A 12,416-nucleotide genomic window follows, 5' to 3' on the forward strand; every position below is an offset into this window, starting at 1 on the left:
TCTGACCGCGTTCATTGTGTTCGTCGTTCCGTGGATGTTACTCGCAGTCTGGTTGTTCAGCTTGCCCAGTGCCATCCGCCTAGGTGCTCCCTCCGCTCCATGGCGCCCACTGCCACCCGGGCGGGATCAGATACGGGAACAGGAGCGGCGCGAGAAGATTCGCCACGCCATGGTAATCTTCAGGTCGGGTTCGGCAGGCGGAAGTCCGCACGAGCCGCACAGGCTTCCGCGAGGAGGAGCGTTGGGACCGAGCGTCGAGGATACTGAGCCAAGAGAGTAGCAAGGGGATAGGCCGCCCCCGACACTTCTCCGCTCAGAAGGATCGTTCCGCGAACCCGTCGCCACGATCCGCACCATCGCATCCGGCAGGGCGCGTTGCGGCTAAAGCCCGATCTCCGTCGGTGTCGCGAGCCCCGCGCTCCCCGCCTCCGGCGTCGTCAGCAGGGCCGGCATGGCCTTCGGGTGGTTCGGACCGACCGCGCCGCTGGTCCCGCAGGCGATTGGGGCCCTCGGCCTTGGTACCGCGCAGGGCCGCCCAGGGCATCGGTGCGGGCTCTTCACGTTGGGCATGTCGGTGACCGGACGGCCACCGAACTGCTTCGGGTTCGGGAGCCCTCAGTGAAACATCTCAAGGGTGCGCGCGCCATCCTCGGCCACCTGCACGATCGGCAGCGCTGATCGGAGACGATGACCGGCAGCGGCGGCGGGTTGCCCGCGCGATCCACGCAGACCCGAAGGAGGCGCCGAAGCTCGGTCTGATGCGCAGCCGAGCGTTGGAGGTCGCCCATGGCTCAGGTCCTCGATGGCAATCCCGCGCTCGTCGGGCCACCCGTCGTGTCGAGCTTTGCCCGGCACGTCAGGCCGTAGATGTTGGGCGTCCGGCTTCCCGCCTCGCGCTGGAAGCGGCAGGTTTGCGTGAGGGTCAGGTACACGTCCAGCATCGAGGCTTGCGCCCCGAAGCGCTGGCGCAGCCGCTCGACTCCGTAGGAACCCCGTCGCCCGCAGGGGCTGCACAGGACCACGAGGCGTTTGGCGTGGACATCGCACAGGCGCTCCATGGTCAGGCGTCCCGATCGGCCGGTAAGACGCCGCGGACATAGCCGTAGGATATCTGTCGCTCAGCCTTCGTCAGCTTCGCCTCAAGGATCAGGATGTCCTCGATGGCCCGCAGCAGGGCACGGCGCGCGTCGCCGCCGGCCGCTTCCTCGTAGGCCAGGGCGATCATCTCGGCCTCGCTCATAGACGCCATCTCGGCCATCTGCGCTGCGGTCATCGTCCTGGTCCTGATCCTAACGGGTACAAACCAGGAACAAGCTGAACCAAAGCGGGTCAAACGCTTTGAGGAAACCCTGTGTAGACCGGGGATAGGCATCCGAATTTCCTTGCCAGAAGGTGCGTCACGCTGGGCGCGAAAGTCTGGCAAGCACGAAGAAAGACCCGCCGCGGCCGGCGGCCGGGCGGGTCTCGGACCGCGGATCGGGGCGCCCGGGCCCTTACAGGCTCAGGAAGGCGCTGGCCGAGCCGACGATGGTGAAGGCAAGGCCACCCGCGAAGGCGGCGATCATCGCGTAGGAGAAGCCTTTCAGCAGCATCGACGTGTCTCCTCCGATCAGCAGCGGTTTCCGCCGGAGGTCTGGCCGTATTGCTGGGTGGGGAAGTTCTGCTGGTTGGCGTTGCCCTCGGCGGCCGAACTCATCGGGCAGCCGCGATAGGCGGGCGGGCGGCGCATATCGGTGAGGGAGCCCGTGGTCTCGACCTCGTAGGGCGCGAACGCCGTATAGCGGGAGGGGCTGTCATAGGCCATTGCGGACGAGATCGGAGCAACGCCAAGGACAAGCGCGGTGGCGAGGGCGGCGATACGGGTCTTCATGAAAGCTTACGAACTCCTTCACAGTACGAACCAGGTCTCTGGTCCGTTTCTCTCTGCCTGAAACTCAAATGGGGAGCGCTTTCCCGTCTCGACGTGTCGGAGGACACGTGCTGCGCGGGATCAAGGCCGAGCGCAGCACATCCGATCTTTGGCTATTCTGGTGCGGGCCGCGGAAGAGATCGCCTAAAGCCTTGCGTCTGAACAAGGTATACCAGCGTCGGCACCGATGTTCGGGCCGATCGTGGTGGGTGTGGCAGAGCTGCCGGAGGCCGCGCGGTACTCGTCCGCGTTGTTCGCCGTGTCAGGATCGCGATGGGCGGTGGCGAGGACCACGCGGGTCGCTCGGACGGTCCCGCGCACGTCGTCTGCCCCGACCGCGAGGCAGACGAAGCGCCCGACCCCATCTCTCCGTCCCACCAGCGGCCATCGCCGCGGTGGTGGAGGGTTTGCCCGTGCGGCCGAGCGCAGACCTCGCACCTGCCACCTGCGCGCGTGAAGCGGATGACGGCCGAGAGTTGGAGCCCTTCGATGGGATAGACGAAGCGGTGCGCGCGCCGGATGGGCATGGCCGCAAAAGGCCATGCTTCGTGCCCCGAGGGCCAAGCCTTCGTTCAAGGATCAGGTCCGACCCGGCTTGCTCGCCTGCAATCCGGCCGGGGGTACGATCTTTGACCCACCAACCCTACATCGAGATCGAAAATGGAGGGCATGTCGTGTTGACAGTGAAGGGGATCGATCCGAGCGGCAGGACCATGACCTTTGCCTGCGGTACGGATGAGCAGGCGATGGAGAAGACGTGGGAGCTCCGGCGCCGGGGCTTCCGGGACGTCGTGGTCATCGACCACAAGGGCAAGGAACTCGGGGACGCTGCCTTCGAGCGATCCTTGGAGATCGAGTGGGACTGACGTGCTTCAGCAGGCGCCGGCTGCAACGTGGAAGCCGGTCGGAGTGCAACGAGTACACCTACTCGGTTCGGTACTTTCCGCGCCATCTACGGCGATTGATGTGCGTTTTGAGCTCAGGTAGCTGCGAAGGCAGAAGTTCGCGCGGCCTTGTTGGGGCCGGCAGGACAGGCTTCAAGTCATCATTCGGAACTTTGTAGTTTTTCGTCTTTCCGCGGGCTGTCGGTCGCACCCAAGCGATCGCCGACAAGCCGACGAACATCGTCAGGCCGAAGAGTCCGCTCGAGATGCCTTTCCAGGAGGGCTCGGGCTGAATCATCATCGTGATGATCCCGCCGAACGCGAAGACCGCGGCAAGAATGCGAAACAGGTCGGAAGTCGTCATTTCCATGAGAGGATCGACCAGGGTAATTACCAGTCGGTGAAGGGGCTCATGGCTTTACACGCCAGGTCTCAATCTTACACTGCGAAGCGGCCAAGAGGGCATCAGAGTGCCGACACAGCTTTGTTCGGACATTGATCGCGCGCTGTCGGCAGCGTGCGAACATGTCGGTGTTCCTGAGAGTAAGACTCCTGGATTCGTGGATGACGTCATGCGCGTGGTCGATGGAGCCCTCCGATTCCTCGAACAGGACCGAGGCATCTGGGAGGCCCGCCGAGCCGTGCTCGAACGGCTGGAGAGTGCTGCGCGACTGATCGATCGCGATAAGACCGGACCTTATGACGGACGTTCCAAGCGAGCCATCGAAACGGCGCGGGCGCATGCAATCCAAACCATCAGAGATCTGCAGGCGCAGATCATGCGGCACGGCCGCGTGAACGCTGCGGGTGACCGGGTCGGGCTCGGAAAGGCCGGGGCGGCCATCTCATAGGAACCGGCGTGCGCATTGAGAATACGTGCGGATCAGTCGGAAATCGCACGCAGGCGTCCCTGTCGTCCCACGATGCCTATCGAGCGCCGGGCTGCAATGCATGCGATCGAACGACCGGGAAGCTCCCGTTTCCTGCCGGTGCGCTTACAGGAATGCGACGGAGCCTGCCGACGTCACCGAAGATCCAGCCGCCTGACGAAGCGCGCCACCTTCGGGTACGCGGCCGCAACCAGTGCGGCTGCGCCGAAGGCGCCGAGAGCGAGACGAGCACGGCCTGGTCAGCCATTCCGCTGGCGGACACGTGAGCGAGATGACGCGCTGTCGTGTGGCCGCGTCCATCACCGTGTTGTCAGTCGGACCCGACGCCCCCAGAGGCGGCCCGCACCCCAACCGGTGAGGTAGAGGATCAGAGCCGCGAGCGTGGCCATTCCGGCGGGTCGGAGATCGGGCATTCCGGAGACGCTGCCATGCTCAACCAACTTGAGAGGCGACCCCGCAGCGTCCGAACTCATGGGAACGCCACCCAGCATCGTCATGCGTCGACACTTCTGAGCCGGATGAAGCGGGTCCAGACCTCCCCCCAGACAGGCAGGAAGCGGTCGGGCCTCCCAGACGGCTTGCCCCGCGAGCGCGATAGCCAGCAGCAAGCAGGGAACTGCAAGGGCAAGGCCAATGCGTTGCTGCCGTAACAATCGATCCACGGCCTCGCCTCCTCAGTTCGGTACGCCGTTGCAGGCCCCGCCTTGAACTCGTCGGGGACTTCGGGATGCCCCCTGCCTCTCACGCGGGCCGGCTGGCGGACGGCCGATGCTTGGGAGAGCGTGGCCGACGTCTCCGAGACGGCGGCGGTCCATCCTCGTCCGGCAACAGATCGGTGAACGGCACCGTGAACAGATGCCGATGCTCGGCATCGGCCACCGAGAACCGATAACTGGTCAGCTGCGGATTGCGGCTGCAATCCCCGTGCGAGGTGAACCCGGCTCCGTGACGGGCCAGCGTCAGTGCCGCCTCATCATCGGTGCAGTCCAGTCCCTGATAGTCCAAGCACACGAGACCGGACCGGGATTGTACGTCGAAGAAATATGTCGGCATGGCGCGCTCCGCCCCTGCCCCCTCCCGAGGCGCTCGGGCTGTTGGTCGCCCTGGCCTCACGGTGCGAGTGTCGCGCCAATCCGGCCGGCTGTCACCCTGCCTTCCGCCTCCGTCGGATCAGGCCGCCTGGTCGATCGCCGCGAGGGCGCTGCAGCTCTTGCCGCTCCCCTTTGCCGCGTAGAGGGCCTGGTCGGCGGCCGAGAGCAGGCTCGTCAGATCGGTGCCGTGCTCGGGGGCCAGCGCGATGCCGATGCTGACGCCGACCGTCACGGTCCGATCGGGGCTCAGCGTGAAGGGATCGCAGATCTGTGAGACGATTCGTTCGCTGAAGGCGATCAGGGCAGCGGGGGCCAGGATGTCGGTGAGGACGACGAACTCGTCGCCTCCGATGCGCGCGACGACGTCCCGAGGGCGCGCGCCTTCCCGGAGGCGTTCCGCGACGGCCTGAAGCAACTGGTCGCCCGTACCGTGGCCATGGGTGTCGTTGATGGCCTTGAAGCCGTCGAGGTCGAGGTAGAGCAGAGCGGCGAGACCATCGCGTCGTGCGGCGATCGCTTCGGCCAGGCCGGCCCTGTTCAGCAGGCCGGTCAGGCTGTCGTGCTGGGCCCGGAACGCCTGGTCGCGCTCGGCCTGCATGGTGGCGACCAGCATCCGGTTGAGGCGAAACCCGGCGGCGCTCATGCTGGCGAGATAGAACGGGATCTGCAGGAACGTGATGAGGAGGAGCGGCTCTCCGGTGAAGGGCGCGGCCAGGCAGCAGGAGCCGAGGGTCAGGACGATCATCGCGCCCGCCAGCCGCGGGGCTCCGAAATTGCGGAACGAGATCCCCCCGACCATCGCTGCCGCCGAGAGGCACGCCAGGGTCGCCGCGACCCAGTCGCCGCTGGCCAGGCTTATGAAGGTCCCGTAGCCGACGCTCGCGGCCCAGGCGAGGCCGAGCAGGATGTAGAGGTCCGTCGGGGTCCTGCGCCGGGCGACGGCGGCGCGCTGCGCGATCACCAGCACCAAGAGGCGGGCGAGGCAGATGCTGAATTCCAGTGCGCACCAGAACAGGAAGGAGGGGTGCGGGATTCGGTAGGCGAGGAGCGTCGAGACCGAGAGGGTATTCAGGACGCCTCCGGCAAAGATCGGTAGCGTGCCGAACAGGCTCGCGATCAGGGCGGTGCGGATCTCTTCCGGCACGTCGCGGCCGGCATCGGTCAGCCACCGCGTCACGCGCCAGCGGGGAAGGCTGAACAGCCGTGAATCGTTCTGCATCGAACCACCTGGAACCCGTGGATGAACGGCCCCCGTGGCGCCTGACGATCTGGAGGATGCCGGGCACCTGCCTCGTCCCGACCGATCGCCCGGATTGGGTTAACATTCACACCACCACGCGTCTCGCGCCGCGTCCTGGGAGCACTCGGAGTGCTTTCGCTCGCGAGCCGGACGGCCTTCGCCGGGCCGGATCGATGCGGTCGCCGACGCGGCTAGGCGGCCTGACTGCCCACCTCTGGAAAAGCGCCCTCCAGGAGACGGGCAGGGCGCCCGATCAGGTAGCCCTGGACCGCGTCGCATCCGATCGCGCGCAGGAGATTGAGTTGCTCGCGGTTCTCGACGCCCTCGGCCAGCGTCGGAATGTTCATGTCCCGGCCCATCTGGGTCACGGCCTTGATGACCGCCAGGGACTGGCGGTCGTGCAGGGCCGCGGCGACGAAGCTGCGATCGATCTTGATTCGATCGAGGGGGAGATCGCGCAGGTGGGCCAGGGAGGAATAGCCCGTCCCGAAATCGTCCATCGCGATCTTGATGCCGAGTCCGCGGAGGGCGTCCAGGGTGTGGGCGATCTGCGGCCCGTCCTCGACGAGCGCCGTCTCCGTCAATTCGAGTTCGAGGCGCCCCGCCGGCAGCCCGCTGCAGGCCAGGGCTTCGGCGACGTGCGAGAGCAGTAGGGGCGACCGGAGCTGCACCGCGGAGACGTTCACGGCCAGGTGCCGCTCGGCCGGCCAGTTCGCCGCCTCGCGGCAAGCCTGCTCCAGCACCCACCTTCCGATCCGGACGATGAGACCATTCTCCTCGGCGAGGGGGATGAACTCGTCCGGCGAGACCAGTCCCCGATGCGGGTGGTTCCACCGGATCAGGGCCTCGCACGACACGATCCGGTCGCTCGCGAGGGACATGATCGGCTGGTAGACGAGGTGGAGCTGTCCCTGGGCGAGCGCCCCGCGCAGATCGTTCTCGAGATGTCCGCGCTCGGCGATGGCCTCGATCATGCCGGGCCGGTAGCTGACGGCCAGCCCACGGCCACGGCGTTTGGCCTCGTAGAGCGCGATGTCGGCGCGCTGCATCAGGTCGTTCGGGCTGGTGCCGTCGTCGAGGCTGCACACGCCGATGCTGCAGCCGATGACCACCGTCACGCTCTCGAGCGCGTACGGCTTCTCGATCTCCGCCACGATCCGGTCCGCCAGGGTCTTGGCCGATCCGGCATCGCGCGGGGTCAGGATCGCCAGCTCGTCGCCGCCGTGCCGCGCGATGAACCCATCCGCGCCGATCACGGCGCGAAGCCGGGTCGCGACTGCCACGAGAAGCTGATCCCCGACAGCATGCCCGAAGGTGTCGTTGACGAACTTGAAACGGTCGAGGTCGATCAGCAGGAGAGTGGATCGTGCGGCATCGTGGTGATCGGCGAGCATTCGCTCGTTGAGCGCGCGCCTGTTGCACAGGCCGGTCAGCGGGTCGTGATAGGCGAGCTGCGAGATCTCCTCCTGGGCGAGCCGGTCCCGGGTCACGTCGTCATAGGTCAGGACGGCGCCGTCGGCGACGGGCTGACAGGCGATCGACAGGATGCGGCCGTCGTCGAACCGGTGTTCGACGCGGGTCTCCTCGCCCTTGCCCATCCAGAGCCAGTGATTGTCGATCACGCGCCCGATGCGATCGACGTCCCAACCGTTGACCTCACCGGTGGCCTTGAGGAAATCATCGAGCCGCATCCCGGGGCGAAGGCTGTCCGGCGTCAGGCCGAGCATGCCGACGAGGCGCTGGTTGTAGAGCTCGATCCTTCCGCCGGACGAAATCTTCAGGATGCCGTTGGACATGTTCTGGAGCGCCGTCGCCAGGACGTTCAGATGCGCCTGTTCCCGTGCCTCGAAGCGCTGCGTCGCGGCCAATGCGACGAAGGCGCCGGTGATCAGGATCGCCGCGCCGCTCGCGGTCAGGATGCCCAGTGCCACCTGGATGTTCGAACCGAGGCCGCCGACACGCTGCCCCTCCACGATCGTGCCGGCGAGGGAGGTGAAGTGGGTTCCGCACACGGCCAGGACGATGAGCGCACAGGCGACCGCACCGAATGGACGCCGGGCCGGAAGCAGGCTCGCGACGGCCATCACCACCGCTCCGAGCAGGTAGGCCAGGATGTTCGCCGTGGCCGACTGGCTCTGCGTGCAGCCCTCCAGGGCGGACATGCCGGTGATGTGCATCGCGCCGATGCCGAGGCCCGACACCGCGCCGAAGAGTCCGCGGCACGGGCGGCTCGCCGGCAGGACGGAGAGGGCGAGGGGCAGGCCGACCGCGAGGACGGCGATCAGCGCGGACGCGACCGTCGTCCCGTAATGATAGCTCAGGACGAGGTCGCTCCGGTACCCGAGCATTCCCATGAAATGCGTCGTCCAGACGCCAAGCCCCGCTGCGAGGGCCGTGCCGACCAGCCACGGGGCGCGCCGTGCCGGGGGGGCGGTCTCCGCCTTCCGCAGGAGGTGCACCGTCAGCCAAGCACTGAGGGTGCAGATCGTCGCTGCGGCCAGGACAGAGATGACTGCCTGACTGTCCAGAAATGTTGCGAGGGTGAGCATCATGCGCCAGATCTAGCGCGAAAGACCTTGAGTCTCCGTCAAGAGCTTCGGTGAACGAGGCCTTATTTCGTCTATCAAACGACTGGGTCCGCGCTGGATTTTTATCATAGATCAAAAGACTATCGAGCGCGCACGACTTTGTGAACACGAGAAAGTGGCTTGGTTGTCCGGTGAGGGCGTTCGAGCCTCTTGATGTGCCGAGCTTCGGGCCTGGGGATTCCCGCGTGTCGATGCGGCCGCGAAGGTCCTCAGGTCGGGCATCACAGCGCCCGACGCTGGCCGTTCGAATCCGGTGCAGGTCGATCCGCGATTCGTCCGTGCATCGATCCTCGGTAACGGTTAGAACAAAAAAAGAACATGCAAGGATTTCGGCCGTGCAGCGCGGCACTCCGTACCCGGTTCCGTCGGCCCGACGCTACGGCCGGCGTGAGAGTGAGGCTCAAGGATGGCATTCAAGACGAAATCCGCGGCTGAGACGAAAGCCGCCGACTTGGCGTCCGCCCTGATCAGGATCACCGATCGCGAAGGTGCGCCGCTGAACATCGGCGTCGACGCGCTTCGACAAAGCAATCCGCGCCTGACGCCGCTGGCGATCGGTCAGACGTTCCGCAAGCATCGGGACAGTCTCGACGCGGCGCTGGCCGAGCGCGGCTACGTCCTCGTCGCCTATGCCGATCAGGGCCCGGGCCGGGGCATGGCGTTCGAGATCGGGGCGGACGACTGAAAGGAACGGCCATTTCGGCCGAACCTCAACGCAGTGTCATGGATTCCGTGATCGCCCGCCGACCCGACCCGACCCGCCCTGGCGTCGGCTCCGACGCCAGGGCTCCCATCACGGTGATGGTGACGGACTCCGCGAAGGGAGTGGCTCGCAGATGGGCAGCAAAGCGGATCCGTCCCGGTCCTCTGAGCCCGAACGGGTCTAACCTGCGGGTGGGGTCAGCACGAGCTTGCCCTCGAACGGGGCCTTGCGATTGCGGGTGCTCGTGCAGGCGTAGGTTTCCTCGCCCGCCTTCATGGTCCGGATGCGCAGGACGCCCTTGCCGTTCTGCTTGACCAGGTATCCTTTCTCGCTCGCCACGTGGACGAGGTCGCCGTCGGCATGCAGCACGTTGGCGTTCTCGAACTGTCCCGGCGCTGTGATGGTGATGGGCTCGGCAGCCTGACTCACGACGTGAAGCTCCACGTTCGTGTTGGCCGGAAGCTTCAGTTCCGCCGGCGCACAGACGGGTTTGTCGCCGTCCATCGTGATCGTGAGTTCGACGGGTGGCATCACCTCACTCGAGGCCGGCGGCAGCGGCTTGCTCTGGGCAAGGGCCGCGCTCGCGAATGAAGTGGCGGCCAGCGCACCGAGTCCGAGCACTGCATATCGCATGGGTTTGACCTCGACAGATCTGAGTTGACAGTCTGGGAAGGGGCTGCGGCGGGTCAGAGTTCCGGCACGCGGCGGGTGGCCGCAACGGCGGTCCGGTGCGCGGCCGGTTCATCGCAAGCTCCGACCCATCGCATGTGTCGGCAAGGGGTAAGCGACATTGCGTCCGCTTGAGGGGCGCGGGCGCCGTGCCATCTCGGAGAGCGGCACCACGACGGGCGACATCCGCCCTTCGCAGAGGCGTCGACGCCGAAGGCTGCATGGCAACGTTCTTCACGGCGGACACACATTTCGGGGATGCCCCCCTCGTCCAGCGGCGGCGCCAGGCGTTCGGAGCGGTGGAGCGTCACGACGAGGCCCTGATCGCACGCTGGAACGCGGTCGTCGGTGTGGGCGACGAGGTCTGGCACCTCGGCGACTTCGCGGCCGGCGCCAGCCGCGCGCATTGCGCTGCGGTCTTCGCGCGGCTCAACGGCATCAAACGCCTCGTGCGCGGCAACCACGATACCAACCGTGTGCTGGAATTGCCCTGGACGGACCCGCCCGTGGAAAGTGTCCGCATCACGGTGCCGGATCGCGAGGGGCGCGCCTGGCGGCTCTTCCTCTCGCACTACCCGCACCGGTCCTGGCCGGGTTTCTGGCGCGAGACCCGCCACCTGTACGGGCACACCCACGCCTGCCTGCCGGACACCACTCGGTCCTGCGACGTCGGCGCGGATGCGTGCGACTACCGCCCGGTCGACTTGGCGACGCTCCTCGCCCGCCAGGAGGCGGCCGGGCAGGCGCCCGAGGAGATGGCGGCGCGGGGCATGCGCTGAGCCGTCGGAGCGGGCGTGCCTGGAAGCTTCGGGCGCTCACGGCTTCGCGAGGGAAGTGTCGATCGCCGGTGCCCGTTGGCTCCCGTTCATGCGAGCGGCGGCACGAGGCAGACGCGTGGTTCGCGCGCGGGAACGGCCCCCTGGAACGAGCCTCGGAAGAGAGCGATGCGACCCGTCCAGCAGGGCGACTTTGAGACACCCGCCCCTCTGAACACGAGGACATGACGATGCACACGGACGAGACGACCGAGGGCGCGCCGCGCCTCGAACGCAAGGCGGTTGCCGCCGTGGTGCTCGGCAACGCCCTCGAGTTCTACGACTTCACGATCTACGCCTTCTTCGCCAAGCCCATCGGCGAGGCGTTCTTTCCCGCACAGAACGCCACCGACAGCCTGCTCGCCTCCCTCGCCCTGTTCGGCATCGGTTACGTCATGCGGCCTATCGGTGGCGTCCTCATCGGAGCCTTCGCGGACCGGGCCGGGCGCAAGCCCGCCATGCTGATCACCATCGCGCTGATGGCCATCGGCATGGTGATGCTGGCGGCTGCCCCTGGCTACGCCACCCTGGGGGGCTGGTCGCAGGTCATCGTCATCGTGGGCCGGCTCATCCAGGGACTCGCCCTCGGGGGCGAGGTCGGCCCCTCGACCGCCTACCTGCTCGAGGCCGCCCCCCCGAAGCACCGCGGCTTCGTGGCGAGCTGGCAGATCGCCAGCCAGGGCTGCGCCGCGCTGATCGCCGGCCTCGTCGCCTCGGCCCTGACCTACGCGGTCGGCGATGACGCGATGGCGAACTGGGGCTGGCGGGTGATGTTCGCGCTCGGCATCGGCGTCGTCCCCGTCGGCCTGATCATCCGCAGCCACCTGCCAGAGACCGCGGGGGAACGGGCCGACCCGGCCGCGGCGGACTCGACCCTCGCGGTGGTCCGGCGCCTGGTGCGCGAGCACGGCCGGATGCTGCTCCTGACCTTCCTCATCATCGCGGCCTCCACCGTCTCGAACGCCGTGGGCACCAACATGCCGGTCTACGCCCAGGCCACCCTCGGGCTCACCGAGACGATCTCCACCGCCGTGCCGATCGCCCTCGGCCTCGCCTCCATCGCCTTCCCGCTCCTCGGCGGCTGGCTCGCCGACCGGTTCGGCCGGCGTGCGGTGATGATCTGGCCCCGTGCCCTCATCGTGGTTCTGACCGTGCCCGCCTTCGCCTGGCTCGTGCGCGAGCCGACCGGCCCTTCGGTCTATGCCGTGACCTTCCTGCTGTCGGCCCTGTCCTCCATCAACGCGGCGGCGATCATCGTGGCGATCCCCGAATCGCTGCCGCGGGCGGTGCGCAGCGCCGGACTCTCCATCGTCTACGCCTTCTCGGTCTCGGTCTTCGGCGGCAGCACGAACTACGTCGTGAACAAGCTCATCGCCCTGTCGGGCGATAAGCTGGCCCCGGCCTACTACCTCGTGGCCTTCAGCATCGTGGGCACGGTCGCGGCACTGCTCATGCCCGAGACCCGTGGCCGGGATCTCGGGGCGGAGGCGAGACGGTATCCAGGCCGGCCGTGACGGGCAGGTCGAGCGATTCCGAGAGCATCGCAGCCCGACCGGGCTGGATCGCGTCGGCGACACCCGCGATGACGCCAAGGCCGTAGCGATACCGCATGAGCTGCGATCGCCTG

At 67.1% G+C, this 12,416-nt stretch carries 13 protein-coding genes and 1 pseudogene; 5 read left to right on the forward strand and 9 right to left on the reverse strand.

Annotated features, from left to right (window positions below; translation table 11 throughout):
* Nucleotides 1-791: 791 nt before the first annotated feature.
* The 4 genes and pseudogenes from AC0IWM_RS02415 to AC0IWM_RS02430 form a co-directional block, all read right to left on the reverse strand.
* Entirely contained in the window at nucleotides 792-1,058 is a 267-nt protein-coding gene (locus AC0IWM_RS02415; protein ID WP_471752895.1) for a hypothetical protein, read from the reverse strand.
* 2 nt (nucleotides 1,059-1,060) lie between these two features.
* Nucleotides 1,061-1,273, reverse strand: a complete 213-nt coding sequence (locus AC0IWM_RS02420) for a hypothetical protein (RefSeq protein WP_471752896.1) — start codon at nucleotides 1,271-1,273, stop codon at nucleotides 1,061-1,063.
* Nucleotides 1,274-1,609: 336 nt separating this feature from the next.
* Nucleotides 1,610-1,870 carry a hypothetical protein gene (locus AC0IWM_RS02425; protein WP_471752897.1) on the reverse strand — a complete coding sequence of 87 codons (261 nt, stop codon included), beginning with the start codon at nucleotides 1,868-1,870 and terminating at the stop codon, nucleotides 1,610-1,612.
* Nucleotides 1,871-2,030: 160 nt separating this feature from the next.
* Nucleotides 2,031-2,436 (reverse strand): annotated as a pseudogene (locus AC0IWM_RS02430) (hypothetical protein); the annotation flags it as partial.
* Nucleotides 2,437-2,583: 147 nt separating this feature from the next.
* On the opposite strand from AC0IWM_RS02430, the gene AC0IWM_RS02435 reads away from it, so the two are divergent.
* Nucleotides 2,584-2,775, forward strand: a complete 192-nt coding sequence (locus tag AC0IWM_RS02435) for a hypothetical protein (RefSeq protein ID WP_156653143.1) — start codon at nucleotides 2,584-2,586, stop codon at nucleotides 2,773-2,775.
* A 58-nt stretch (nucleotides 2,776-2,833) separates the two neighbouring features.
* Here AC0IWM_RS02435 and AC0IWM_RS02440 read toward each other — a convergent pair whose 3' ends face one another.
* Nucleotides 2,834-3,163 (reverse strand): hypothetical protein, encoded by a 330-nt coding sequence (locus AC0IWM_RS02440; protein WP_471752898.1) that lies wholly within the window; start codon nucleotides 3,161-3,163, stop codon nucleotides 2,834-2,836.
* A gap of 202 nt (nucleotides 3,164-3,365) precedes the next feature.
* On the opposite strand from AC0IWM_RS02440, the gene AC0IWM_RS02445 reads away from it, so the two are divergent.
* Nucleotides 3,366-3,644, forward strand: a complete 279-nt coding sequence (locus tag AC0IWM_RS02445) for a hypothetical protein (protein ID WP_471752899.1) — start codon at nucleotides 3,366-3,368, stop codon at nucleotides 3,642-3,644.
* A 780-nt stretch (nucleotides 3,645-4,424) separates the two neighbouring features.
* Here AC0IWM_RS02445 and AC0IWM_RS02450 read toward each other — a convergent pair.
* The 3 genes from AC0IWM_RS02450 to AC0IWM_RS02460 all read right to left on the reverse strand — a co-directional run bounded on the left by AC0IWM_RS02450 (nucleotide 4,425) and on the right by AC0IWM_RS02460 (nucleotide 8,566).
* Nucleotides 4,425-4,736, reverse strand: a complete 312-nt coding sequence (locus AC0IWM_RS02450; RefSeq protein WP_471752900.1) for a DUF6894 family protein — start codon at nucleotides 4,734-4,736, stop codon at nucleotides 4,425-4,427.
* 117 nt (nucleotides 4,737-4,853) lie between these two features.
* On the reverse strand, nucleotides 4,854-5,993 hold the full coding sequence (locus tag AC0IWM_RS02455) for a diguanylate cyclase domain-containing protein (RefSeq protein WP_471752901.1): 1,140 nt from the start codon (nucleotides 5,991-5,993) through the stop codon (nucleotides 4,854-4,856).
* Between the two features lie 212 nt (nucleotides 5,994-6,205).
* Entirely contained in the window at nucleotides 6,206-8,566 is a 2,361-nt protein-coding gene (locus AC0IWM_RS02460; protein WP_471752902.1) for a bifunctional diguanylate cyclase/phosphodiesterase, read from the reverse strand.
* A gap of 442 nt (nucleotides 8,567-9,008) precedes the next feature.
* Here AC0IWM_RS02460 and AC0IWM_RS02465 point away from each other — a divergent pair, with 442 nt between their 5' ends.
* Nucleotides 9,009-9,287, forward strand: a complete 279-nt coding sequence (locus tag AC0IWM_RS02465) for an adenylosuccinate synthase (RefSeq protein WP_471752903.1) — start codon at nucleotides 9,009-9,011, stop codon at nucleotides 9,285-9,287.
* A 198-nt stretch (nucleotides 9,288-9,485) separates the two neighbouring features.
* Here AC0IWM_RS02465 and AC0IWM_RS02470 read toward each other — a convergent pair whose 3' ends face one another.
* Nucleotides 9,486-9,938 carry a cupredoxin domain-containing protein gene (locus tag AC0IWM_RS02470; RefSeq protein WP_471752904.1) on the reverse strand — a complete coding sequence of 151 codons (453 nt, stop codon included), beginning with the start codon at nucleotides 9,936-9,938 and terminating at the stop codon, nucleotides 9,486-9,488.
* Nucleotides 9,939-10,195: 257 nt separating this feature from the next.
* Here AC0IWM_RS02470 and AC0IWM_RS02475 point away from each other — a divergent pair, with 257 nt between their 5' ends.
* Nucleotides 10,196-10,753 (forward strand): metallophosphoesterase, encoded by a 558-nt coding sequence (locus AC0IWM_RS02475; protein WP_471752905.1) that lies wholly within the window; start codon nucleotides 10,196-10,198, stop codon nucleotides 10,751-10,753.
* A 221-nt stretch (nucleotides 10,754-10,974) separates the two neighbouring features.
* On the forward strand, nucleotides 10,975-12,303 hold the full coding sequence (locus AC0IWM_RS02480) for an MFS transporter (protein WP_471752906.1): 1,329 nt from the start codon (nucleotides 10,975-10,977) through the stop codon (nucleotides 12,301-12,303).
* Nucleotides 12,304-12,416 lie beyond the last annotated feature (113 nt).

The sequence above is a fragment of the Methylobacterium sp. AC433 genome, from assembly GCF_979253015.1.